Source organism: Chryseobacterium sp. CP-77 (genome assembly GCF_036362765.1).
Classification (GTDB): domain Bacteria; phylum Bacteroidota; class Bacteroidia; order Flavobacteriales; family Weeksellaceae; genus Chryseobacterium; species Chryseobacterium cupriresistens.
In genome coordinates this window covers 1,704,532-1,730,816 of the sequence record NZ_CP143637.1, presented here as the reverse complement: position 1 = coordinate 1,730,816, position 26,285 = coordinate 1,704,532, and the positions used below count along the sequence as shown (strand labels likewise).

The following is a 26,285-nucleotide window of genomic DNA, read 5'->3' as shown; positions in this document are numbered from 1 at the left end:
TTTTTTATTTAGCTGATACTACTTTCGCTACGACTTGTCCGCCATCAGTTAGCATATCAATGCTGTTGATCGCAACTTTATCACCTTGTTTAACTCCTGCTTTTACGAAGTAATCCATAGAAGTTCCTCCTTCAATTTCAATTGGAATCATTTGTACTTTATCTTTACCATTAAGCTTATATACAAAAAACTTGTCTTGAATGTCTTTTACACTATATTTAGGAACTTTGATAATGCCTTCGGCGCTTTTATGTAAAACAATTCTTGCGGTACCTCCTGATCTAAGCAGTTTTTCGGGATTCTGAAATACAGCTTTCATTTGTATACTTCCTGTACTCTTATCAAAATTCCCGCTGGCTGTTTCCAATTTTCCTTTTAAGCCATAATTAGAACCGTCAGCCAGAATTAAATCAACATTATTATGCTCCGCTTGGCCTGCTAATTTTAAGAAACTTATATAGTCAGCTTCATTCATTGAAAAGTAGACATTAACTGTATTAATATTTGACAAGGTTGTTAATGGTGAAGCGTCTGAGGGAGAAATTAGATTCCCTATTCTATTAGGAATTCTTCCTATATAACCACTTACAGGTGCCTTAATATAGGTGAAACCAGCATTAATATTCGAAGAACCCAGTGCTGATTTCGCCTGGGCAACCTGTGCTGAAGCTGCCTCATAATTTGCCTGAGCAGTTTTTAACTGCATTTCTGATACTACCTTTCCCTCTACAAGCGGCTTTAACTTTTCGATCTCAAGTTTTGCACTTGCTTGATTAGCTAATGCGGATTTCAATCCTGCTTTGCTTGTATTGACCTGCTCATTATAAACAGAAGGATTAATTTTAAATAAAGTCTGACCTTTATTGACATATTGTCCTTCCTTTACAAAGACAGCTTCAAGATAACCAGTAGCCTGTGCCTTTATCTCCACGTTATCCTGACCTTCAATTGAGCCGGGATATGCAGTGCTTATGTCAGCATCACTCTTTTTTAACTCTATAAAATCTGTAGGCACGGCTGCCATCTGAAAGGCTGTTTCTTCTTTATTACTATTTGAGTTGCAGGAATACATCACCATTGCAATACTCATTGATGCAGCCAAAAATCCACTTTTGAAATACATAATACTTTTTTATTTGATGCAAAGTAACTCAATAACATAGTGAAGATTTTGACTAAATGAAGTGAACCGTACATAATTGTACTTGAAGCGTTGGATAATTAAAATGAAGCGTTAACCGCCATTTAATGAGGGTTTAAGGGGCAATTTAACAGTTTTGTCACTTGACAATTTCAAAATAACGCTTTACCGTCTAATTTTTCCGTTTCACAATGATAATTACAAAACATATGATGATACAGTCATAATTTCGCACTAGAAAACAATCAGTAAAATAATAACATTTAAAACAATTGTAATGAAAAAAGTATTGTTAACAACAACATTTTTGTTAGGGTTTTTAAGCTTAAGTGCACAACAGACAAAAGAAAAAAACACAGGGGGCATTCAACTGATTCCGAAAGCAGGAATTAGTGTTTATAACCAGGCAATCAAAGGGGTTAGTGGTGAAAAATCCAAGGTAGGATTTCAAGCTGGTCTTGCTGTAAATATTCCTACGGGAGCTGGAAATTTCTCTGTACAACCGGAAGTTAATTTTGTAAGTAAAGGTACAAAGTTCAAGAATTCCTTTGCTAACCAAAGTTTTAACTTTAACTATATTGAGGTTCCGGTATTAGCGAAATACGCTTTTGGACCTGTTTATGTAAATGCCGGACCATCAGTTGGCTTTTTAATGGGAAAAAATAACGCTGTTAAAGCTGTGTATGGTAAGACAAAGTCAATCGATTTCGGCGTTCAGATGGGTGCGGGAGTAGCAATACCTGCAGGACCGGGTAATTTTATAGTTGATGCGAGATATAATCTTGGTTTAACTAATATATCTGATGTTAAGGGAACAGATATTAAAAACCGTGGATTTGCTGTATCGTTAGGGTACTCTATATTTTTATAATTAATCTTTTTTGTTTGCCGGTACTCCACTGTTTTATAACTGTGGAGTACCTTTGTATGTTTTTTATAGCAGATGGCAGGTGGAAACATATTCTATAAATTAAAGTGATTATCAGTTTTATTGAAATATGATCTGTTGCTTGCAGCATAAAGTTTTACAAGTTGTTTGCTGTTATACAGTCACTTAGTATACCTACGAATAAAGAGCCTGTTTCAACAAATGAAACAGGCTCTTATTTCTGATTAAAATAATTAAAAATCCATCCATGCTTTAAACGTGGAGGCTTTTTCACGGCTGATTATCAATTCCGTATCAGGATTGTTGATCAACTCTATTTTTAATTTGCCATTGAAATCATTAATAACACTTGCAATAGAATTTATATTGATGATAAACTGCCTGTTAGCTCTGAAGAATGACTTGGGATCTAGCTGTTTTTCAAGTTCTTCCAGAGTATGCGGTATAATTTCAGAAGAGCTTTCTAATTGAGCTTTTGTAATTCCCAGGTCTGTACTGAAATACAAAATATCATCGGTTAATAAGGCTTTATAACCATCTTTGCTTGCAATGAGAAATCTTTTTCTATATTCTTTTGGCTGGATATAATTTAAGAGGCCTTCCAATGCGCTGCCGACAAATGGAATACTTTCCATAAATCCTTCATAGCGCTGGAGCGCAGTATTGAGCTCTTCTTCTTCGATTGGCTTAAGAAGATAGTCGACACTGTTATACTTAAATGCCTTTACGGCATATTCATCATAAGCTGTTGTAAATATTACCGGGCATCTTATATCAACTTTGTTAAATATTTCAAAACTCAATCCGTCCGATAGACGAACATCCATCATGATAAGGTCTGGCATTGGATTATTTTCTAGCCAGTAAACAGATGACTCAATTGAATCTTCAATTGATAAAATCTCTGTTGTTGGTCTTAATTTTAGTAATAAACGCTTTAAACGGTCAGCATTTGGTTTTTCATCTTCGACTATTAATATTTTTTTAAACTTCATATAATGGAATTTTAGCTATAAAATCGGTATCTGTTTTTAAAATTAACGGCTTTTTCTGACCCATAAATTCGAATCTGCTTATTATGTTTTTAATACCAATTCCTGAAGAATTGGCTTTATTAACAAGAGGAACCAAGGTGTTATGAACCACTAAATATTGATCTTTTGTTGTGTAAATTTTAATGATAAGAGGATTTATCTTGGATGTCTGATTATGTTTTAAAGCATTTTCGACCAAAAACTGTAAAGTTAATGGGGGAATCAACATATTTTTAAATGAATTATTAATGGCAATATCAAAACGTACACCTTCTCCTATCCTTTTTGTAATAAGGTATATATATGAATCAAGAAACTTCAGCTCTTCTTCCAGGCTTATATTGTCCTTTTTTGAGTTGACAAGCAGATAACGATAAACTTTTGCAAAACTTTCAGAATATTCATATCCCAGTTGCTGATCTTCCAAGATAATTTCTGATAAAACACTCAGGTTATTGAAAATAAAATGCGGATCTATCTGAAGCTTTAATGCCTGAAGTTCGGCAGCCATTGCAATCCTTTTATGCTCTGAGGATTTAAGCTTATGCTGTGCAGCTTCTATGGCAGTTTTTTTCCAGCTTTCAAGAAGATAGCGTCCTGTATTAATAGCACTTATAATGAATGATACTGCTATATTTACAGCAATCCACTGGCCTAAAAATGTAAATTCTTGTTTAGAAGTGTAGCTTATATCATTTGGTCCATAAGTATAAAAAATAGAATAAAAAATGATAACAATTAATACGCTGCCAACAATTTGTAGTAGAGATTGAACCAATAATCTTTTAACATTTCTTATATCCCAAGACAGTCTTTTATGTAAAAAATTATCTATATACATACTGAATTCTGATATGAGCACAGATATCAGTAAAACCCAAAGAAAATCTTCGATAATTGTAGACCACGGTTCATCAATATATTCTTTATATGCAAATGGATCAATAAGGTAGGTGAATAGATAAAACAAAAGAAAAGCAATGATCCAAATTACAATTCTTCGTGTCATTTTATTAAAGAAATTTATACTTCTGATCATTCTATACAGGATATTAATCATATTGTAAAGGTAAGTATTGCAAACTTCAATTGCTTTTATTTTTAGGTCAACCAGTAAAAAATACTTCTGAAACGTATATTTAATTACTTAAAGTGGTTTTACACTTCACCCGCTTAAAATGACATTTCAAACCCTATAAAATCATTGTCACTATCATTTTTCTTTAGTAAATATAATCACTTCGTATTTTTGTATTCCAGCAATAACTATTAATAAATTAGAGAGAATAAAATATATTCAATAGTATATTTAAAACCAGATTCACAATGCAAAGCAAATTATTAAGATAATTATAAAGCCTGAACTTAAAGGGCTGGTATCATTTTAAATCCAAACTTAAACTAATAGCTTTAATATGTTTTTACCATTTACATTCCAGGATCATGAAATAAGAAGAATACTTATATTAAGCGAAAGAAAGATAAATTTATCGTCGTGCAACCGTATTTATGATTTTATATCCAATTTCAATTGTGAAGTTGATTTTTTTATGATCAGCGAGCGGATTAAAACTTTTCAAGAATATGTAGAAAAGCAGTTAAAATTTGAAAATAAATTTATTAATGAAAGTAGGAGAGCAATCACAAAAGAGATTACTGATTCACTTAATAAAGAGATAAATAGTATGATGCCTGATATTATTTTATTTTTAACCGATAAAAATTCTGTACTCAACCATATTATTAATGATACGAACCTGTCAGCTACGCTATCAGATAAATACTTCTTCCGCCTAGAAAGTAAAAACAATGATTAATTACCAATAAAAATCTGTTTTACAATCGGTCTTCATGGCCTTGTATTTATAATTAGTCTTGTTTGTAGGGTCGGTTTTGTTCCGATCCTATTTTTTTATGTATAATTTTGAATCTGAATGATTTGAAACTTCCCGTAATCTATTATATATTTTATCGAGAAATATACGTACTTCAGTGAAATTTTTACTGAGTTCAAAATTTTCATTAGCTTTTTTTTCTAAATCTGAAGCAAAGTTTTCTGCCAGAATCTTTGCAGTATCCAGCATAATATATTGGTGTTCTAAATTTTTTAAGATTTTCTGGTAGGAAAATTTATTAATGTCATGTTTTGATACAGATAAACTTTCCATAACAAATGGCAGTAAGTTATCGTAAAGTAGATGTAAATCAGGGTTTGTAAACTGCCTGTCGGGTGCAAAATGCCTGTTATTATTGTTAAATATTGCAGTGTAATTTTCAAGTATCTTTGAATGATTCAGTTGAGGATCAGTAAACAATTTCTCTACCTCTTCGGAAATATGAATTAGGATCTGGTTAAATTTGTTTTCTTTTCTTGTATTATATGAGTTAATATCTGAACTTAATTGTGTAAGCGTATGTTCAAAAAAATCGATAGTATTTAAAACTTCTATAAATTCTCTTTCCCATGCATAGTCACTTTCTCTAAAGTTAAAAACAATTGAGGAATACATGTCTTTGAAATCAAGGCTTTTAAAGATTGAATAACTTGAACTTGGAGTCAGGCCAAGGGTGTGTACTGACAGTGGATCTGTTTTTTCATTTTCACAATAATCAATAATTGCTGCATTACATATTTCATAATGATCAACGGTAGATAATATAAGTGTTTTAAATATCTCGAGATTAACATGGTGATTATCATCTTTTTCTTGTTTTTCTTTTAGTAGGTTTTTATTGTAAATTGCTCTCTGTTCCTTATTGGCTTTATATTGAATGTAAAAGGCTAGAAAGGTCAGGATTGACGCGCAGAAAGCAATAATTGGATTGAGTATACCACCAATTGTATCTCCCAATTCATTGGGTGCTAACTTATCTTGTGATCTGTTTATATTAGTTGGAGTTTTAGATAATATATTATTGTGAGAGTAAAAGTCAATGATATAGAACATTATGTAGACAATTAAAAAAGTACTAAAAGCTATCAAAAAATACAATATAAAGTCTTTTCTATTTTCAAGTTTTATCTTAGTTATATCCATTTATAATATCTCTGTTTAATGTATTTTCACAAAATTATGCTTAACGTATACAAAATAATAGATAAAAGTAACGAAACGACAATAATCGTTGTTGAAGTGAAGATACTTAACGTTGAAATGTAATTTGACCAATTATTTGGACTCCATCAGACTACACGCTGGATTATTTTTACGTTTCAATTGGCAATTTTGCTGTTTTGTTATCGATTAATGATGCTTCACCTAATTTTTTAATAACAGTTGGTGATTGTGATATAATTTTGTACATGAAATTAGGGGTCAGAAGAGTGTTTAACTTTATTAGCTGAACTAAAAATTATTCTTAATTTCAAGATAATTAATTGCTTATCACAATTAATTTTGTATCAAGTTGTGACTTAGGATTGGCATCAGCCAGTCCTATTTTTTTCGTTTTTATTATAAAATAAATTTTATATCACAATTATCTCTAACTTATTAAATAAAGACGTCATATTGTAAGACTACACAAGGATTTTTATTTAGAGTTGGAAAGCTTAATAGAGTTTGTATCTCTAGTTTTGACTATTTAGAATATCGACTTGAAGACATCAAGGAAAATATTACCGACAAAGAAAATATAATTCCAAGCGGATCAGAACAATTCCTGCAAAATATTATCCAGCAAGAGGGTTTGATGAGCAAGGATTTTATGAATTTGACTTGATTGGTTTAGAATTAGATGGAAAATCAGAAAGACGGAGTAAAAATTATGCTTATTGTTTGTCTTTAGAAAAAATGCATATGCAAAGAATAATAATTTCGAAAAAGCAGACAATGACAAATATACATAACCGCAGACAAAAAATACAACTACAAACAGAAAAATGTGTTCCGGAAGCTGGGCTGAGGGTCCAGATCAATCTTGAAATGTAATTCTCAAAAAAAATAATACTTTATGGCTTAATAATTGCATATTTATAATGTAATTTTTACTAAGATTTTCAGAATATCATTACAAAAAATTACTAATATGAGTATTAATGAAAATCTTCTAATAACATACGGCGCCCATTATGTGGAATATGGAGTAGATCAAATTATATTTGATGAAGGAAATATCCCAAAGTTTTACTATCAGGTAGTAGAAGGGATTGTTGAGCTCAAAAATTATCAGGAGGAGGGCAGGGAATTTATTCACAATATTCTATCCTCAGGACAATGTTTCGGAGAATCTCTATTGTTTAATGAGCGAACTTATCCAATGACGGCTGTTGCTCAAACACCTTGCAAAATATTAAGATTGTCAAAAAGAATTTTTCTTGAGCTATTGCAACAAAATCCAGAAGTATCTTTAAGTATTTTCAAATGCCTTTCGGAAAGACTTTATTACAAATATATTATGCTGTACAACATTTCATCACATAATCCTTCGCAACAGTTAAAAGCTTTACTGGATTATTACCAGGATTATAATTTTAATGATAGTGAGCAGTCAAATAAAATTCCACTCACAAGAAAACAGTTAGCTAATCTCACAGGATTACGAGTAGAAACAGTTATTAGATCAATAAAAAAAATGGAAAAAGACCAAAAACTAAAAATTAAAAAAGGAAAAATTTATTATTAGTAACCATATCTCATTAGTTCTGGAAAGATAAATGAAGCTGTAAATAATAACAGGTATAATCTTACAGGGGCAATTTTTTATGCAGCTTATAAATGAGAAAACGAATTCTGTTTTTACACTTTCTCGTGCAATTCTGCGGCTACGCAATTGTAAACTCCAGATCTATGATACTGAGTATAAAAGGTATTTTTACTATTACAGTGATGGAAGCATAATTTTTGTTGTACTTCCATACCAAAAGAAAAACATCACTTTTGTACATTTAGATACATCATGGAATAATTTTATCCAACAGAATAAGAAAATTCGCTGAGAATATATTTTGGAAATACATATTACATCTATCAGTAAACTGAAAAAAAATTCTTCTAATTTTTGTAAAGCATTCTATTTAGATCTAATAAAAGATAGTTAATGCTTTGGTTAATAGTTCGGGTAATTGATTGCATTTGGTTGAGCATTTGAACACGGTTGTGAAGTTCTTCAGAGTAGTACTTTCCTCCATCAGAAAAGATGACTGAATGATCCGCAAGTTCTTTTTTATCGTCAAACTGATATTGAAGCCATCTTCCTTTAATATTTTCCAACATTGATTTTCCGGTGTGGGACGAGAATTTTTTTTCTGTATACATATACCAAATGAATGGCGGGAAGTTTTTATCGTTCAAATTTTCTGTCCAAATATCTCTCAATATATTTCTATGATGATAAAATTCAACTTTACGTCCTCTCGGACTAAGTGTAGCCAGTCCAAAGCCCGCTCCCATCACGCCTCCAGCAATTTGATAACCGTCTTTCCAAGAATTATTACTCACAATTCCACCAACGACAGATGTGACTGCCCCCGTAACTATTGATGCAATTATCATTTTATTATTCCTTGTTTGATTTAAATTATCAACATAACGAGCCATTTGTTCAACACGTTCTCCTTCACAATCAAATTCAGCTGTTACAGCACTCAATTCAGTCAAAGCTATATTAACCTTTCCATCGATTTGGCTTTTAAGAGTCAGAATTTCAAGTTGTGAATTAGGATTAGAGTCTTTTTTTAGTTCGACAATTGCCTTGGCATCTTGTAGGCTGTTTAGCGCATTGAGAATCAAAATACTCTGATCTTTAAAATAAGGCTTAAGGTCATTATTAGAGTTGAGGATTGAGTCTGCATTTTTAGAAGGTAAGATATAGTTGTAATTGTAGGAGTCTGGTGGTTGACAGTAGCTGTTTTTTAAGGTTAAGATGTTTTGCATCAGATTTTGTTTATTCTGAGAAACACAACTTGACAGTAAAAAAAAGGAGAGGATAGTATATAAAAAGTTTTTCATAAAATTTTGCCATGTTTTATTATAAGAAAATGACATCTAGTATTTTTTTTGGTTATGAAATAGACCAGTTTTGATTCAGTATATTTAAAATCAAGTCGTCAAACGTCCAGCCTATTTTGCGGGCTGCAAGAGCTGTCAGGCTATCCTGGTCTTGCCTTTGGGGACGAGAAGGCCCCGTCATATTGGGTTTCATATTTAAATCAAATAAAAGAAATTCACCATTAGAATTTGCCCTGCAGTCAATACGTATTGGTGCTTTTGCACGAACTATAGCTGCGGATTTTTCACATTGCATTATTGCTTTTTGAACTGTAGTACTTTGTATTTCTCGATCTGTCAAAACGCAACTATTATTAATGACTGCAACAGTTCCATTATAGGGAGCAATTCCATCTTTGTGATTAAACCTTTTAACAGGAGGGAGCGACCAATATCTATCTTTCTTTATAATTTTATTCTCTATTATATAATCTCCCGGTGGCATTACCGTGATGGTAATTTCCTCACCGACAAGATATTCTTCTACATATAAAGCATTACCAAACTGATGAGATTGAAACATCAATTTGATGACCGATTCTAATACCTGCTTAGTATTCACTAAAGAAACACCTTGACTGCCTCTTCCTCGAATGGGCTTAACTACAACAGGAAATGGAAAATTTAAGGTATAATTGGTATAATTATCTTGAGTAATCAATATTGATTTCGGAATTGGAATTTGATATTCTGATAGTAATTGGTTGGTTTTCCATTTGTCATCAAATCTTTCGGCGTCGGAAGGAATTTGTCCCACAACAGAAATACCTTCTGAGAGAGCTTTTTCAATGGGATGTCCTGAGAAGAGAACTGTGTTTAGCCATAGTATGTTTGCTCCTTTATCTATTGATTCCTGGATACCATCCTCTGTATCGGGGAAAACCCAGTCAAAGTCGTTTTCTACTTGTGGATTTAGGTGATTAGTTATAATTTCGATGCCCTGTTTAAGTAGTGAGTAGGCTATATCTGCACCACTGTCAGAATAACCGCCCGGTTTCATAGGTTTTTTTATCCCGCCTATTTTAGGTGGTTCCTGCGCCTGATATAGAATTGCAACCCGCTTGATCATCTTATTTGGATATTTATTTTAAACAAATTTATAACTCTTACATTTAAAACGGTGCTGGTATTTAAAATTTAATGAATTTTAAGTTTATGACACTTATTAATTAATGTAGTTATGTAGATGTATAATTATCAAGATAAAATTTACCTTACTGATTTTATTATAATTAAAAATACAGGGTTGACATAAGCACTTTGTATTATTTAGCAAATTTTTCCTTAATAGCACTGCTACAACATAACATTATCAATACACTTTAATAAAGAGCTTTTTTATTTGTACAACAATAGTGGGAATAGAATAGGTACACCTTTAATATCTGGCAATAGCAATCATTATTGTATGGTATAGAATTTATTAACCGAAAAGCAATTCTTAAAATAGCGTTTTGATTCTTTACTGCATGTAAAACTATAATACACTTCATAGTCTAAAATGGCCTTTTGAGCATCCATTTTAAACGCTTCGCATTGTTTTTTTTACAAGTCGAAAATTAATGAAGTACATTTGAAATGTTGGTTATCATAAACTAGACTTTTAGATAAAGGTACCTTAATTTTGAAAATAATATTCTATATAAATGAAAATTTTGCAGTACCTGCAATTTTACACTTCGTTATTTCCGACGCCTTAGATTTTCTAGGGCGTTTTTTTTTATTTAAACAATAATGATATTTCTTAATGTTTGCCGCGACATATCATACCAGTTATTAAGCCGCTAATGGTCTACATAATATTTAAATAGCTTAAAGTAAGCATTTAATAGTATTTGGATTGATGTATAACTTACTGATGTATTTTAGTAGTTGTAACGTTCTAATTGATAAAAATGTTGTTTCATCACCTTCTTTATACGCTTTACTAACTTTTTTATGACGGCATGCTAATACAATGACTATCTTCGCTAAGAGAATTATCCTTTTTCAAGGCTTAGAGATTCGGATGCTAAATTTTACAAAGCATAACATTAGTCCCCAAACCTGCATCGTTAGCGTTTTTCTAAGCATTTTACTGAGACTGTAGTGTTACAGTCTCAGTTTAAAATTAACTGAGGCATTTAATGCCGTTTTGTTATTGAGTATTTTAAAAGTTGTCGTTATTAGGATTCTTATTAGACTACAAATGAATGTTGATATATAATGCATGGTTAATTACTTCATGAAAAGTCAAATTTTATTAACCACGCTATAGGATTGGCACCTGCCAATCCTATTTTGCATTCTAACTTTCACAATTTAGCGTTAATGAGCATTTGATGTACTTTAAAGTTCATACATTTTACATAATTCTTTTTTCAATCATTTTACTATTTTCGAAATATGACCATCACGTTGAATAATTCCAACTTATTTAATAGATTTCTTTTAAAATAAAAAAACTGACTCAGTTTGCTGAGTCGGTTTTTCTAAAAAATTTAATTTGTCCTTTCGCCCAAAGCGCGGTAAAGATCTATTTCTGCATTCTCTTTTCAAGGCTGGCATCAATCTGTTCGGTATCATTGTGTAATTTATTATTTTGTGCAGTAATAACTTTTATTATTTCTAGGTTAAGCTAAGACAATTCAATATTTATAATTGACACTTCACATATAATTTTAGACCTTTCACATAAATAACCAGCCGTGCTAGACTATTTTTTTTATTACTTTACAGGTGAATTCTTGTGAGCAGAGCAAGATTTTAATTTAGTGTAATGAACTCTGCTGTCTAATATGTAAAAAGGGTATGATTTTAAAACCTATAGATATTGTTGATGATATAACCAAAGAAGAATTCATAAAGAATTATCTCAAGGCAAGAAAGCCACTTGTTATAAAAAATATGGCTAAAAAATGGCCTGCGTACCAAAAATGGACGATGGACTATATGAAGAAAATAGTTGGAGATGTGGAAGTTCCACTTTATGATAGTTCGAAAGCAGACCCTTCTGCTCCTATAAACTCATCCGCAGCAAAAATGAAATTCAACAGGTATATTGACTTAATTCAGCGGGAACCTACTGATTTGCGAATATTTCTTTTTGATCCGATTAAGTTCGCTCCTAAATTGCTAGGTGATTATATCGCTCCTACTGAACTAATGGGAGGGTTTCTTGACAAATATCCCAATATGTTTTTTGGAGGAAAGGGGTCAGAAACATTTTTGCATTACGACATCGATATGGCTCATATCTTTCACACGCATTTTAACGGAAAAAAGCATATAATCCTTTTTGATTATAAATGGAAAGAAAGATTATATAAGCTTCCATTTGCGACCTATGCATTAGAAGATTATAATGTTGAAAATCCGTCTTTTGCGGACTTTCCGGCACTTGAAGGAGTTGAAGGTATTGAGTGTGTCTTGGAACATGGAGATACCCTATTTATGCCTACGGGCTGGTGGCATTGGATGAAATATTTGGATGGAAGCTTCTCAATATCACTTCGTGCGTGGGACAAATCCTGGGAGGTCAAAGCTCACAGCTTATGGAATCTTACCGTCCAGAGAACTTTTGATAATTTTATGAAAGCACGGTTTAAAAAAAGGTATATGGACTGGAAGGAGAAAAAAGCGTTCAAAAATGCTGAACATGCACTGCGAAATAACTTGCCTAAAAGATAAAAATATATGTTCCCAGCCAAACAACCTTTTTTCAACAGCCATTTTAGCATGGGATATCTTAGAAGTAAAAGTGGATGATATTGATAACTTGGATAAGGGATTGACTGAGAACAATTGAAATTAGGAATAAAGAATAGAGACAGAACTATTGTGATTGAAGACTGGAATAGTGTAGAGATTGATATTATTACATACTGTCAATAGAAATGTGTAAAAGAAGCTGTTTAAACTAAACAGCTTCTTTTATTTTAATCTGTAATTTTCAGTGTTTGTATCAAGCCGTCTCTGAGATCAAAATGATACTGGAGAACAAGAGGACTTCCTGGAAATGTTCCTGAAATTTCCGCTTCAAGAATATTTTCATCTTGACTAAAATTTTGAGGCTTCATAACGGTTTGATATTCATTATTAGCTAGTCTAATCCAATTTTCTATTTCAATTCTTCCGTGATGTATTTTTCCTTCGTCGTATACGACGGCAGTATCAGTAAAACATTCAGCATATCTGTGGCTGTCAAAATTTTCCTGTGCTTTCACTAATTCTGAGATGATGTTCGGTAAGTTCATATTCTATTATTAAAAAATCTTAAATTGTTGGGATGGTCCCTCCGTCTATTATAAATTCAGTACCGGTTAGGTAGTTTGCTCTTGGTGATACTAAAAATCCTACAAGCTCTGCAACTTCTTCAGGCTGTGAAGGCCTGCCAAAAGGAATTCCTCCTAAGGCATTCATAACACTTTCTGTAGCCTCTTCAATCGTGCTTTTACTGCTTTCAGCAATACGTTCCATCATTCTTTCCGAAGCATCGGTCATAATCCATCCTGGAGAGACAGTAAGAACCCTGATTCCTTTTGTTGCAACTTCATTGGATAAACTTTTACTATAGTTTAACAGGCCAGCTTTTGCAGCAGCGTAAGGAAGTGTGCTGTCGTATAAAGGCAATCTTGCCTGAATGGATGCAATATGAATAATTGTTCCCGTTTTTCTTTCAATCATTTGGGGTAAAAAAGCTCTGTCTAACCGCACGGGAGACAATAAGTTTGTTTGAATAGATTTTAGCCATTCTTCATCTGTCAGAACTGCAAAGCCGCCACCTTTGGTTTCGGATCCTCCCATATTATTAATGAGAATATCCAATTTTCCAAATTTGTCAAGTACTTCTTCAACCACAATCTGAGTTCCTTCCGGTTTACTAAGATCAGCCGCGATAAAATAAAGATCACTATTTTTTTCTTCGGGTGGATTTCTTGCAGTAATAATAACTGTTGCTCCGGCAGCCAGAAGTCTTTCTGCGATTGATCTTCCTGCACCTTTTGTTCCACCTGTTACCAAGGCTGTTTTGCCTTTTAATTCGTTGTTAAAATTAAATTGATGTTTCATTTCGATTTTCTTTGATACAAATTTGAGAAGTATCTCGATTTTAAGCAATAACGGAAAATCGAATTGCATAGGGATAATTTTTTCCCCTATTGTACATTTTGGTACATTGGGCTACATTTGTTGTATGCATGAAAGAAAAATACCTTTAAATTTAAACTGCGGACTCGATCTGATCGGAGAGGTGCTTTACGGAAAGTGGAAAATCCGTTTGTTATGGTTTATAAATGAAGGACACTTGCGGCCAAGTGAGCTGCAGCGTAAAATTCCAGACGCTTCCAGACGTGTTCTGAATATTCAACTTAAGGAGCTGGAGGCCCACGAATTGGTGACGAAAAAGATTTATGCTCAGGTTCCGCCAAAAGTAGAGTATTTCCTGACGGATTTTGGGAAATCACTAATCCCTGTCATCTCGGCGTTAGGAAATTGGGGTGATGAACATCAGGACAGGCTGCGCGAGGTTATTTTAAAAAGAGATTAAATATCCGGGAAGGTCAAGCAGGCAAAAGGCTTATTTTAGTAAAAGGCAATACCATTACTTTTAATATGGCGGTGGGCAGAACGGTGGAATATTATAATTCAAAGAGGAAAGTAAGCTCCCAGTTATTTTATGAGTTAAGAATATAAATACTAAATCATGGATCCTTCAAGGGCTTTTCCGAAGGCTTTGCTCCTGCAATTACTTTTGGTTCATTTTCTTTGGATACGGATTGCGGACTCCATTTTGCATGTTTGGAAGGCTTAAGCTCATGACCCATCTTTTTAGCATATACCTTAGTGAATTCTGCACCAAAGAAAATGATCTGACAGGTATAATTAATCCAGAGAAGCAATAAAATAACAGTACCGGCAGCTCCGAAGGCGGAACTAGGATTAAAGGTTTCAAAATAAAAAGTCAGGATGTACTTTCCAAGAGTAAAAAGAACGGAAGTCACTGCCGCACCTACCCACACCGATTTCCATTGCATTTCAACATCGGGAAGGATTTTGAACATCGCTGCGAAGAGGAATAAGGTAACTATAAAACCGATCACGATATTAATAATATTCACGGCAACTAAAGTTTCGATACCGAAACGATGGATAAACCAGTCATTAGCAAGACCTATAAAGGAGCTGAGCAGTAATGTAATGAGCATAAGAAAGGCAATAACAATGATCATCCCTAAAGAGTTGGCACGATCGAGAAGGTATTTTTCCCAGGCTTTTTTAGGCGCTGCAACGACATCCCAAAGCTTATTTAAAGATTTTTGAAACTGAAAAAAAAGTGATGTTGCACCAAATATTAGGGTAGCAATTCCAATAATTTTCATGAAAATATTCTTTTTATCCACCATACCGGCAACCACTATTTCTTCGAGGCTTTTCCCGACATCTTTTCCCAGCATACTCCCGATAAGCTTTGTTATTTCCCCGCGGACGGCCTCTTCCCCGAAGAAAATTCCGGTAACCCATATAACTATAATGAGAAGTCCCGGAATCGAAAAAATGGCATTATATGCTAAACTTGCTGCCTCAGTACCTAAATCACGTGCACTCCAGTCCTTATATGTATCTTTAAGTATTTCCCAAAAATTATTTACTGTTTTCATAATGTATCGATTTACAGGCAAAAACCATTGATGAAACTCGTATTGCTGTTTTTAAAAATTTTCATAATCAGTATTTTATACTACCGATGATATTTCGGATTTTGAACTGTTTTAAGAAAAAATATGGTATAGTTTGCTGGATATGAATAGATCAGTACTCTTTGTTTTTATAATGTTCGGTATTGTTGAATTGATGGTAAGAGATACGTAGCTTCCTTAGCTGTTTAGCAATTATCTTAGAGCTTTCATTACAAAGGTCACCACTTTTTTAAAGCATTATCATATGCTTCAATGGCATGCTTTTAACCGAAAACTACATTTTCCAGTGTTTGTTTATCATTATTACTTTTCGGAATAGGATTCTTAAGGGGTATCGATGTCCGTTGCAGGCTGCCGGAAAATAATGAGGCTTCTTTATCGGGATTTCCGCCTCGTTCAGTAATGAGATCGATAATTTCATCTTTCATTATCTTAGACTGAGAGATCATCTTATCATATTCTCCCTGTAGATCAGAATAGCTATCCCAAACTTTTCTTTCCACAATTTCAAAACCTTTACTTCTGTCAATGGTTATATACAGCTGCTCAGTGAGTACTAAAATCGTTTCAGTATTTTACATGTTGGTGATGTTAAACAGTTACAGTAAAATGCCTTTAGGAGTCGTTATTTAGTGTACAATGGTATTAGTTTCATAACGTTTCCAAACTTTAAAGTAAGGCAATCCTTAAGTTTTAATTATCAGTCAGTAGTTTACTTATTTAATATAGCCAGTTACCCCGGCTTATAGGGAGCAAGCATAGCTGCTATCACTTAATTTTGTCATAAATGAATTTCGTAACAATAGCACCAAAAATATAATATCCTACGGTCATGAGCTTCTTCTTATTGTTCTCAGCTACAGGCTGATCATTTAAACCCATCTTTTGCGGAAGGACGATGGCACCAATACCTGCTGCAAGTCCACTGGTAAAATTATGATTTGTTGCAGTCGTTCCATAGTAAATAGCATTGCTTACAATGTCACCTGCTAAAGTTGCGGCATATAATTGATCAGGATCAGTTATTTCAAGTGCTGTAGAATCGGTTACTTTCTTTAAAGCTTCTTCTCCAACCTCATTGATATGGGGAACATTATCAAAATTCTTTCTGACGATTTCGTGGAGTAGGTTGAGTGCGATAGCTCCACCTAAACCTGCTAACATTTTTTTAAGCATAATATTTATTTTAAAGTTAATTTTTATTACTTTGACTATTTGCAGGGCTGCAAAAATCATGATTATAGAAGATCAATTTTTCATAATAAACTGAACCAATTATAGATCAATTAATGTGTGAAAACTTAATAGTCACATGGTAAGAGGAAATAGTAATTATTTCAGTCAGCTGAGATCATGCTAATTAACTCTTTTTGGCAATGGCTTTGATGAAATTATTACCGGCAAAAACCTCCTCCTGTGACGACAAGGTATTTTTCATAAAAGGATATTTTTGTGATTGGTTAAAAAAATGTATTCAATAATAAGACCAATCACAGTAAAAAGTGGATTTGTGGTACTTTTTATAAATACATAATACATGAACATCAATAATCAGACTTGAGACTTTAAATGAATTGATTCTAAATATTTGCCTATGGTAAAGCACTATTATTCTTGGATGTAAAAACTTGAATGGATACAATGTATTTTAAAAATTGCTCATCTGGCACAATACATGTTCTATCAGTTACTGAATTGCAAAAAAAAGTAAACATGAGAAAAGAAGAACAATTTCAAAATACTCTATTACGAAAAACAGTAGTAATAACAGGATCTAGCAGTGGAGTAGGAAGGGCTGCTGCAGAGGCTTTTGCATTGCAAGGATGTAATATAGTTATCGTAGCAAGAGGACAGAAAGGTATTGATGAAGTGGTTGAGCTTTGCAAAGAAATGGGAGTAGAGGTATTGGGAATTTCCGCCGATACATCCGTTGCCGCAGATATGGAACGGGTAGCAGAGGAGACATTTTCCAGATTTGGCAGAATTGATATATGGGTAAATAATGCTGGGGTAATGGCAAGTGGAAAATTTGAAGAGATTCCAATGGAGATTCACGAACAGGTAATTAAAACTAATCTATTTGGTTATATGCATGGCGCTTACAATGCCATTAAAATTTTCAAAAAACAGAATGAGGGGATATTGATCAATAATGTTTCTATAGGGGGATATATGCCGGCACCTTACAGTTCTGTGTATTCAGCAACTAAGTACGGTATTAAAGGGATGATGGACGGTCTTCAAGGTGAGGTTTCAAATTATGCAGACATTCATATTTGTAGTTTGTACCCTCAGCTTCAAAAATCTACCGGGAATCTTCATTCTGCAAAATATTCGGGGTTCAAGATGAATATACCCATCATTGCTTCAGATCCACGTGATACCGCTGCAAAAATGGTTGAATTAGCAAGAAAACCGAGAAAAGATTTATTTCCTGATTTCAGATCTTATGCCATTACATCAATTTACAGACTTTTTCCCAAATTAGTAATCAATACAGCATCAGCGGGTGTACGAATAATGATGAAAATAAAAAAAGGTCCTGAAGTATCCGGGAATATACTTAAGCCTTCTCAAGAACCACTCAAAATATACGGCAGGCCCCCTTTAAATACTTCTAAAAGCGTTAAAGTAGCATTATTAATTGGACTTACGGCTGGCTTTGTGATAATAGCAAAAGGTTTTGGCAATAAAAGCAGTTAATATTGAATCAACATCATTTGAACTTTACAGCGATTATCTTAAGGAAATATAAAAAATGATGTCTTAACGTAAATATCTAAAGATAAAATATGTACTTTATCTGATTTCGGATAAAAGGCATTATTGTAATATTCCATTAATAACTTACACATTAACGCAATACTCTCTTTAATTAAGGAGAAAAGTCAACATTTAGAGGTCATTAATTGTATTTCCTTACAGCATTTTATGCCTTGGCAGCCCTATTTCATGTTCCTGTGGATAGGGTTTACGCCAGGTCATGCTGATATCTTCCTGTAAATTGCGTTGAGCTTCCAGCGATTTTTCTTTATCCATGGAATATCTTGGATCCGAAATAAAGGGCATTTTAGCCATTTTATGAATAGTAACAGTAGGAAAGTGAAAATCTACTTCTACCGTTCCCAATAATAAATAGCAGCCACCACCCTGAAAAGGATATTCTTCAAGGCAGTTTGGAAAATGAGCGGTATCAAAATATTCTCCTTCAGCATCAACCCAGGTTCCGAAATACATTGTACCTTTCTTTGTGGGTACATGCTTTCTTGAAATCAAATAGGCCAGCATTTTAACCTGGTGTTTATGAAACTTCAATAGATCTTTTACCAAAACAGAACCTCTGTATCGGGTTTGTAATAAGTCAAAAGGACTGAATGAAACAGGAAATCCCAATATTTCTATTTCATCAAATGCATCTTCAAAGCGGTTTCTTTCTATAGAAGGAAGCTGATAATCTTTCTGAGGCTCTTCAAGTAAAGTCAGATGCCTGAAAGGAACCTTATGAGTTCCCAAAAGAAATCTTGATTCAATCAGCAGTTCATGTTTTTGTTTTCCGGTAAAGCGGAAGGCGCCAATAAAGATTAAAATTTGCAATGTTTCGATACCGATAGGAATTCTCTTAATAAAATCTTCCAGGGAAGTATAATTTCCATTTTGAGCTCTTTCTTCAGGAATAAGTTGCGCTAATTTAAGTTCCAACCTTTCAATATGCATCAATCCTAAATAAACATCACAGCTATAAACAGTCGTTTGATATTCACTTAAATTGACACAAGGATTATGGATGGCAGCTCCCGACATTCTGGCTTCATGAATATATACCTCAGTTCTGTAAAAACCTCCGCCGTTATTAATGGCAGAGACCATGAATTCGATAGGATAGTAGACCTTGAGAAATAAACTCTGATAACTTTCCACAGCATAAGAAGCAGAATGTGCTTTACAGAATGAGTATCCCGCAAATGATTCGATCTGCCGGTATACTTCCATGGATAATTGTTCAGGATGTCCCAGCTTTTTACAGGATTCAAAGAAGTTATCTTTTACTTTCTGTAAAGCTGATAAAGAACGGCCCTTACCGCTCATTGCTCTTCTCAGCACATCACCATCAGGTGCGGATAACCCTCCGAAATGCAGGGCAATTTTAATAACATCTTCCTGATATACCATAATACCATAGGTTTCTCCTAATTCCTTTTCAAAAACCTCATGGAAGTACTCAAATTTTGTAGGATGGTTATGCCTGAAAATATATTCCCGCATCATTCCGCTTTGAGCCACGCCGGGTCTAATAATGGAGGAGGCAGCAACCAACACTTTGTAATTGTCACATTTCAGTCTTCTGAGTAATCCCCTCATAGCAGGAGATTCAATATAAAAACAGCCGATGGTTTTTCCGGAACTTAAGAATTCATTGCATCGGGCTTCGTCTTTTGAGAGAGAAGTGTCCCGGATATCGATATCAATGCCTCTTTTTTCCTTCACCAGCTTTACCGTGTCGTTAATGGTACCTAACCCTCTTTGTGAGAGAATATCAAATTTTTCAAGGCCAATCTCTTCAGCAGTGTACATATCGAACTGTACAATCGGAAAACCTTTAGGAGGCATTTCGAGTGCTGAATAATTGGTGATAGGTTCTTCTGATATCAGAATTCCACAGGAGTGCATGCTTCTCTGGTTAGGAAACTTTTCTAAAAGCTTTCCGTAGTAATGAACCTGTCTGGATACTGAATTATTATCATGTTCCTGGATAGGTTTTGTTGCCAGCGTATCAAGTTCTTCCTTTGGAAGACCAAATACTTTTCCTACTTCCCGGAAAATTGAACGATATTTAAATTCAACATTGGTTCCACAGAAGGCAACATGGTCTCTTCCATATGTATCAAAAATATATTCAAGGATAATATCCCTGGTCTGCCAGCTCCAGTCTATGTCAAAATCCGGAGGCGTTTTGCGGTTGAGGTTTAGAAACCGTTCAAAATACAGATCCAGCTCCAAAGGACATATGTCAGTAATTCCGATGCAGTAACTTACTATTGAATTGGCTCCGCTGCCTCTTCCTACGTGCATAAATCCCATCCGGTTGCTGTACTGGATAATATCCCAGGTGATCAGGAAATAAGCACAGAAATTAAGCTGCTCAATAACCCCTAATTCTTTATCCACTCTTGCTTTGGCCTGTAGATTATCATCGGAATACCTTTTTGAAAGTCCCTGGTAGGCTAACTGTTTTAAAAGCTTAGAATCATTTTCCTTACTGTCAGTGAAATGCTTTTTGTTTTTAGGTGTTGAAAAATCAAAATCAAAATGGCAGCTATTGACCATATACTTAGTATTTTCAATAATCTGTGGCTCATGGTAAAATTGAGCCAGAAGCTCTTTTTTATCAGTAAACATTTCGTTGTCTTTACAGTAGTCACTTTCTTTAAGCTTACTGATCAATGTATTGTTATCAATAGCCCTTAGTATTTTATGAAGCTCATATTCTTCAGGGGTGGTAAAGGTTACTGGATGAAGAATAATCATTTTATGAATGAACTGTTTTAATTCCGGTTGAATCAAAAGGTTTAACTGGTTCTGTCTGATGCCTATAAATTCATGGTCTGCTAATTTTTCAGGAATATTCTCCAGTGGGTAAATAACAAAAGTATCTGTAAAATCAGGATTTGCTTTAGGAATTTCAATGCCTTCACAGTTATATGCGGTTAAAAGCCTGTTGATCTCTCCGATACTTTTTTGATTTCTGGACAGGCAGATATAATACAGTTCATCCTGAACCCGTATTTCCACTCCGACAATCGGTTTGATATTATACTCCTGGCAAAGCTTATAAAAATCATAGATCCCGGTAATGGTATTGATATCCGTAAGAGCCACGGTTTTAATATTAAAACGTACAGCCTGCTTAACCAATTCTTTAATAGAAATAGTTCCATACCGAAGGCTGTGGTAAGAATGACAATTCAGAAACATCTTATACTTATTTTAATAATCCTGAGGCTCTTCCTACACTTGAAGTTCCAAACCTGTTCTTGATTTTATCCATTGTCTGATACAGTGATATCAACTCTTCCGTATCTTCAAAGAGATCCATTTGATGGCATCCGTGAACCAGCCCGGTAAATTTTACGCCTACCAGTCTTATTCTCATACGTCTTGTATATACTTTTTTAAAAAGTTCTAAAACATACCTGAGCAGGGTATGGTCAGCTGAGGTGTAAGGAATCCTGCATTGTTTGGTTTCCGTATCAAAATTGGAATAGCGGAGTTTTACCACCACTACCGATACGAGCCATTTCTCTGCCCGTAGCTGATAGCAGAGTTTTTCAACCATTCCGGAAAGAATACTTTTGATCCCTTGAATATCGATGCTGTCCTGGGCAAAAGTATCTTCTGTAGAAATAGATTTTCTTTCCGAATAAGGAACCACAGGATTTTCGTCAATTCCGTGTGCTTTTTTCCAGAGTTCATTTCCATTTTTACCAATCAGCTGCTGAAGAACGTCAACAGGCATTTCTGAAAGCGTTTGTATCGTTCTGATCCCCAGTCTTGAGAGCAGCTGAAAAGTAACATCGCCCACCATCGGAATTTTCTTTACCGAAAGCGGGTTTAAAAACGGCTGTATGTCAGACTGTTTCACTTCCAATCTTCCGGTTGGTTTTGATTCTCCGGTTCCGATTTTGGATACTGTTTTATTGGCAGACAATGCAAAACTTATCGGTAAACCTGTATTTTTCTGCACGCTTTCTGCTATTTCATGGGTCCATTTATAGCATCCGAAAAACTGATCCATCCCGGAAAGATCCAGATAAAATTCATCGATACTTGCCTTTTCAAGAACAGGAACTTTTTCCTGGATAATTTCCGTTACCATATGGGACATATTGGAATACATTTCCATATCTCCCTTAATTACTTTAGCTTCGGGACACAGCCGTAAAGCCATTTTAATCGGCATGGCACTTCTGACTCCGAAAAAACGGGTTTCATAAGAGCAGGACGCCACTACACCACGGTCTCCACCTCCTATGATGACAGGCTTTTTCTCCAATTCGGAGTTTTTCAGCCTTTCACAGGAAACAAAGAACGTATCCAGATCCATATGTACAATTGCTCTTTCCATGTGACAAAATTAGTCACTTTTTGAAACAAATTTTGTATTTTTGTTGTCTAAAATTGTAACAATGTCAAAATTCTCTGATAACATCGTGTTTTTGAGAGGAAAGAAAAATATGACTCAGCAAGAACTGGCAGATCTATTATTTCTTACCCGATCCAGATATGTCGCCTATGAATATGGCAGAACGGAACCTCCTATTGAAATATTGCTTAGAATTTCAAAATTCTATAACATCAGCATCGACCTACTATTGACTGTAGATGTCAGAAAATTTTCTATCGATGAACTCATGGAGCTTCCTGACAATAGAATCATTCTGCCTATAAAGGTTGATCAGGATGGAAACAATCAGATTGAGATTATCCCCCAAAAAGCTTCTATGGGCTACCTGAATGGCTATGGAGATCCGGAATACATAGAAAGTCTGGAGACCATATCATTACCTTTTTTAAAAGGGGGTAAGTTCAGGGCATTTCCTGCTGATGGAGATTCAATGCCACCCTATAAGAACGGAACCTATATCGTCGGAAAATATGTAGAAAATCTATCGGATTTGAAAACGGACAGAACGTATGTTTTCATTACCACCAATGATGGTATCAGCTACAAAAGATTTCAGTTTCATGAAGCAGATGGTATATGGGTGAAGGCTGACAATCAATTTTATGAGCCCTATAAAATTCCATTACCTGAAATTAAAGAAATCTGGGAATTTGCCTGTAGTATTAATACCAAAGAATATGATCCTGATGAATTTGCAGAACATCATATTCAAAACTTTATCACACAAATAAAAACTGATATCAAACAGATTAAAGAAAAAATGGGAGATAAGAATTGAATTTATGTGAGTACATGGTATAATCAAAAAACTTCCCCGAAGGGAAGCAAAAAACACAAATGATGAAAAAAAATCCCGAAGTAACGGGATACTGCTAAGATAAATATTTTAATTTAAAGTTAAATGATCCAGCTGAGTTTATTTGATTCAGAAGAACTCTATGAGTTTCCAAAAGATCTTCTGGAATACAGAGAGAGTTTTATGAGTAGGGAAGAAGCCGATCTGCTTAAAAATAAATTGTTGGAAACTGCTCCCTGGCAACAGCGTACTCAAAAAATGTATGATAAGATGGTGCTTACTCCAAGATTGACTGCTTGGTATGGAGATCCAAAATATAACGATTCAGAAGAAGCTAAAAAGCCAACGAACCCATGGACTCCTGAATTGTTCTCCTTAAAACAAAGAATTGAAAAAGAATTTGGCTGCCAATTCAATGGGGTTCTGTTAAATCTATACCGTGATCATAATGACTCCGTTGCCTGGCATCGGGATAGGGAAAGCCGATATGGTAAGCGTCCGGTTATTGCGTCCATCAGCCTTGGACAAACCAGAAACTTTGATTTCAGAAAAAAAGACCACCACCAAAGCAAATACAGTCTTCCTCTTCCTCACGGCTGCTTATTGATCATGAAAGGTAATCTTCAGGAAGAGTGGGAGCACAGGATTGCCAAATCAAACGTACCCATGAAAGAACGGATTAATCTAACGTTCAGGTTAATTCAAAATCTTTAGTTTTTATTAAACTAAATACAATGACTGCCACTAGAGTCAAAGATCACTTTGTTAATAAAAGTAATAATAACCACACTAAGAGGCAAGTTATATTCTATAAAATAGCAATAACTTTAGCATCATTTAATTTTTGAGGAAGTATGCAGGGAAATGAACCCACTTATCAGATTTATTCTCCGGGATCAGTATTGGGACTGTTTAGCAATGCATTAAAGCTTAATGCGACCGTTAATCTAATCTATCTTAAGGGAAGATATTCCTTCGGCGGAGGAAAAGCCTATGGGAATTATTACTATGATCATCTGTTTTCAGAATCTGATACTATTTCTATTGGTGTTAGAATATCAGCATTACTGAGAAGTAAAATTGAAAACAATGATATCTATACGCTTAGAGGGTATATTGAGAAAAGCATTAAAAACTCCTCTGTAGAATTGCGTTTCGTTGTAGATGAAATTATCCAGCAAGAGGAACGGGCAATTTCAGAAGAAGAACTACAGAGATATGAACTCATCCAGAAAAAACTTGAAAAAGGATCCAAAGATCTTGAGTCCATAATCAGGAATAAACTTCTCAAAGATGAACGAGTCAGAATTGCCAATATTTATGGAAATAATGCAATCGTACAAAAAGACTTTGCAGAGGGATTGGATATTTCAGAGAAGTATTTCCAGGTCTCGGAATATAGCTGCAGTATCACTTCATCAACCTCTATTGCTGAAAAATTGGAGGAGGTTTCTGAATCAGGGTATGACATTATCGCGCTGGTAAGGGGAGGAGGCGACCGGCAAAGCATGGAAGTTTTCAATGATATAGTTCTTTCAGAATTATTTATTGCTCTGGAAGCGGTAACTGTAACGGCAATAGGTCATACAGTAGATGAAACTCTGCTGGATAAGCTGGCTGATAAAAGATTTCATCTACCGCATGATTATGGAGCTGGTCTTCATTCCATTGTTGAAAAATTATCCCATGAAAAATCAAATTCACGTGCATTACTGATTGATGAAGTTAAAAAGGATGTGGGTAAACAGTTTGCAGAGCAGGTGCTGACACTGGAGAAGCAACTTAAAAAGAAAAATGATGAATTCACTGAAGCTCAAAAGACCTTTAAAGAGCAATCTGAAAATCAGGTAAAAGCTTTTACTGAACAGCTTAAGGTTCGTAATGAAGAGGTAGAGAAATTAAAGAAAGATCTTTCAGAGAAACACGGTGAGCAGGTAAAAACCCTAACAGATCAACTATCAAAAAGAACTGAAGAATTTCAAAAGTTCCAGGAGTCTTCAGCAAAACAGGTTCAGGAAATGCAGAAGAACTTTGCCGGCCAGCAGAAAGAGAGACAGCAGGAGATTGAAAACTATAATAAGGAGCTTGCTGCATTGCATGAAAAAAAATTACAGGCAGCTATTAATGAAAAAACGGCTTCTTTAAAGGTTGGAATGGAATCTTTACAGCAGGAAAATACAAGACTGAATACTGAAATAAAGAACAGCAAAACGGATTATATGAAGATTGCAGTGGCAGCTATAGCAGCTTTGATCATAGGTTTTATATTGGCAAAGATTCTGTAAAGCTGTTCTATTCATCTTCCATTTTAAGGATTACTGATCTAGTGATAATAAAAAACCTCCCGCATGACCAGGAGGTAAAAAATGTTCTTTGTTAAACATTCTAAAAACAATTAAATATACAATTATTTCTTAAAATCAGTATCTTTAATCAGAAATATTTTGAATATCCTTCTGTTGATATTTTATTACATTTAATGAAAAGCCAGCGAAAATTGCCGCTTACTTAATCATGCTACCTCTTATTTATGAGAGGTTTTATTTTTTCCTTTTCCCCAAAAAACAGCTAAATA

At 34.3% G+C, this 26,285-nt stretch carries 22 protein-coding genes; 9 read left to right on the top strand and 13 right to left on the bottom strand.

The window, feature by feature from the left end; translation table 11 throughout:
• Positions 1–4: 4 nt before the first annotated feature.
• A complete protein-coding gene (locus tag V0410_RS07790) occupies positions 5–1,123 on the bottom strand; it encodes an efflux RND transporter periplasmic adaptor subunit (RefSeq protein ID WP_330747010.1) in 1,119 nt (372 codons plus the stop codon).
• Positions 1,124–1,418: 295 nt separating this feature from the next.
• Here V0410_RS07790 and V0410_RS07785 point away from each other — a divergent pair, with 295 nt between their 5' ends.
• Entirely contained in the window at positions 1,419–2,012 is a 594-nt protein-coding gene (locus V0410_RS07785) for a porin family protein (RefSeq protein WP_330747009.1), read from the top strand.
• Positions 2,013–2,263: 251 nt separating this feature from the next.
• Here the strand turns inward: V0410_RS07785 and V0410_RS07780 are convergent, their stop codons facing one another.
• Together V0410_RS07780 and V0410_RS07775 are read right to left on the bottom strand one after the other, a co-directional pair.
• On the bottom strand, positions 2,264–3,025 hold the full coding sequence (locus V0410_RS07780) for a LytR/AlgR family response regulator transcription factor (protein WP_330747008.1): 762 nt from the start codon (positions 3,023–3,025) through the stop codon (positions 2,264–2,266).
• Complete coding sequence (locus V0410_RS07775) at positions 3,015–4,103, bottom strand: sensor histidine kinase (protein ID WP_330747007.1); 1,089 nt, start codon at positions 4,101–4,103, stop codon at positions 3,015–3,017. The genes V0410_RS07780 and V0410_RS07775 overlap by 11 nt, the downstream gene beginning before the upstream one ends.
• Positions 4,104–4,479: 376 nt before the next feature.
• Here V0410_RS07775 and V0410_RS07770 point away from each other — a divergent pair, with 376 nt between their 5' ends.
• Positions 4,480–4,881, top strand: a complete 402-nt coding sequence (locus tag V0410_RS07770; protein ID WP_330747006.1) for a hypothetical protein — start codon at positions 4,480–4,482, stop codon at positions 4,879–4,881.
• Between the two features lie 87 nt (positions 4,882–4,968).
• On the opposite strand, the gene V0410_RS07765 is transcribed toward V0410_RS07770, so the two are convergent.
• Positions 4,969–6,102: a hypothetical protein gene (locus tag V0410_RS07765; protein WP_330747005.1), complete on the bottom strand. Its 1,134-nt coding sequence runs from the start codon at positions 6,100–6,102 to the stop codon at positions 4,969–4,971.
• 991 nt (positions 6,103–7,093) lie between these two features.
• Between V0410_RS07765 and V0410_RS07760 the strand changes: the two genes are divergently transcribed.
• Entirely contained in the window at positions 7,094–7,690 is a 597-nt protein-coding gene (locus V0410_RS07760) for a Crp/Fnr family transcriptional regulator (protein ID WP_330747004.1), read from the top strand.
• Between the two features lie 368 nt (positions 7,691–8,058).
• Here V0410_RS07760 and V0410_RS07755 read toward each other — a convergent pair whose 3' ends face one another.
• Together V0410_RS07755 and V0410_RS07750 are read right to left on the bottom strand one after the other, a co-directional pair.
• Positions 8,059–9,051 (bottom strand): hypothetical protein, encoded by a 993-nt coding sequence (locus V0410_RS07755; RefSeq protein ID WP_330747003.1) that lies wholly within the window; start codon positions 9,049–9,051, stop codon positions 8,059–8,061.
• 16 nt (positions 9,052–9,067) lie between these two features.
• Entirely contained in the window at positions 9,068–10,123 is a 1,056-nt protein-coding gene (locus tag V0410_RS07750) for an ATP-grasp domain-containing protein (RefSeq protein ID WP_330747002.1), read from the bottom strand.
• A 1,721-nt stretch (positions 10,124–11,844) separates the two neighbouring features.
• Here V0410_RS07750 and V0410_RS07745 point away from each other — a divergent pair.
• Positions 11,845–12,723 carry a cupin-like domain-containing protein gene (locus V0410_RS07745; protein WP_330747001.1) on the top strand — a complete coding sequence of 293 codons (879 nt, stop codon included), beginning with the start codon at positions 11,845–11,847 and terminating at the stop codon, positions 12,721–12,723.
• A gap of 248 nt (positions 12,724–12,971) precedes the next feature.
• Here V0410_RS07745 and V0410_RS07740 read toward each other — a convergent pair whose 3' ends face one another.
• Both V0410_RS07740 and V0410_RS07735 read right to left on the bottom strand, forming a co-directional pair.
• The gene (locus V0410_RS07740; RefSeq protein WP_330747000.1) at positions 12,972–13,289 is read right to left on the bottom strand and encodes a nuclear transport factor 2 family protein; all 318 of its coding nucleotides are present in this window, start codon (positions 13,287–13,289) and stop codon (positions 12,972–12,974) included.
• 19 nt (positions 13,290–13,308) lie between these two features.
• On the bottom strand, positions 13,309–14,103 hold the full coding sequence (locus V0410_RS07735) for an SDR family oxidoreductase (protein WP_330746999.1): 795 nt from the start codon (positions 14,101–14,103) through the stop codon (positions 13,309–13,311).
• A gap of 235 nt (positions 14,104–14,338) precedes the next feature.
• Here V0410_RS07735 and V0410_RS07730 point away from each other — a divergent pair, with 235 nt between their 5' ends.
• Positions 14,339–14,581, top strand: coding sequence for a winged helix-turn-helix transcriptional regulator (locus tag V0410_RS07730; RefSeq protein WP_330746998.1), 243 nt, complete (start codon positions 14,339–14,341; stop codon positions 14,579–14,581).
• Positions 14,582–14,735: 154 nt separating this feature from the next.
• Here the strand turns inward: V0410_RS07730 and V0410_RS07725 are convergent, their stop codons facing one another.
• The 3 genes from V0410_RS07725 to V0410_RS07715 all read right to left on the bottom strand — a co-directional run bounded on the left by V0410_RS07725 (position 14,736) and on the right by V0410_RS07715 (position 16,907).
• Positions 14,736–15,695 carry a YihY/virulence factor BrkB family protein gene (locus tag V0410_RS07725; protein ID WP_442879200.1) on the bottom strand — a complete coding sequence of 320 codons (960 nt, stop codon included), beginning with the start codon at positions 15,693–15,695 and terminating at the stop codon, positions 14,736–14,738.
• Positions 15,696–15,994: 299 nt separating this feature from the next.
• On the bottom strand, positions 15,995–16,234 hold the full coding sequence (locus tag V0410_RS07720; RefSeq protein WP_330746996.1) for a hypothetical protein: 240 nt from the start codon (positions 16,232–16,234) through the stop codon (positions 15,995–15,997).
• 265 nt (positions 16,235–16,499) lie between these two features.
• A complete protein-coding gene (locus V0410_RS07715) occupies positions 16,500–16,907 on the bottom strand; it encodes a hypothetical protein (protein ID WP_330746995.1) in 408 nt (135 codons plus the stop codon).
• A 537-nt stretch (positions 16,908–17,444) separates the two neighbouring features.
• On the opposite strand from V0410_RS07715, the gene V0410_RS07710 reads away from it, so the two are divergent.
• Complete coding sequence (locus tag V0410_RS07710) at positions 17,445–18,434, top strand: SDR family NAD(P)-dependent oxidoreductase (RefSeq protein WP_330746994.1); 990 nt, start codon at positions 17,445–17,447, stop codon at positions 18,432–18,434.
• 216 nt (positions 18,435–18,650) lie between these two features.
• Here V0410_RS07710 and V0410_RS07705 read toward each other — a convergent pair whose 3' ends face one another.
• Entirely contained in the window at positions 18,651–21,704 is a 3,054-nt protein-coding gene (locus tag V0410_RS07705) for a DNA polymerase III subunit alpha (protein WP_330746993.1), read from the bottom strand.
• Positions 21,705–21,711: 7 nt separating this feature from the next.
• Positions 21,712–22,854 carry a DNA polymerase IV gene (gene dinB, locus V0410_RS07700; protein WP_330746992.1) on the bottom strand — a complete coding sequence of 381 codons (1,143 nt, stop codon included), beginning with the start codon at positions 22,852–22,854 and terminating at the stop codon, positions 21,712–21,714.
• A gap of 61 nt (positions 22,855–22,915) precedes the next feature.
• Between dinB and V0410_RS07695 the strand changes: the two genes are divergently transcribed.
• From V0410_RS07695 to V0410_RS07685, 3 genes are all read left to right on the top strand, one after another.
• The gene (locus tag V0410_RS07695) at positions 22,916–23,692 is read left to right on the top strand and encodes an XRE family transcriptional regulator (protein WP_330746991.1); all 777 of its coding nucleotides are present in this window, start codon (positions 22,916–22,918) and stop codon (positions 23,690–23,692) included.
• Between the two features lie 123 nt (positions 23,693–23,815).
• Positions 23,816–24,424, top strand: a complete 609-nt coding sequence (locus tag V0410_RS07690; RefSeq protein ID WP_330746990.1) for an alpha-ketoglutarate-dependent dioxygenase AlkB family protein — start codon at positions 23,816–23,818, stop codon at positions 24,422–24,424.
• A 140-nt stretch (positions 24,425–24,564) separates the two neighbouring features.
• The gene (locus V0410_RS07685) at positions 24,565–25,995 is read left to right on the top strand and encodes an exodeoxyribonuclease VII large subunit (protein WP_330746989.1); all 1,431 of its coding nucleotides are present in this window, start codon (positions 24,565–24,567) and stop codon (positions 25,993–25,995) included.
• Positions 25,996–26,285: the final 290 nt, after the last annotated feature.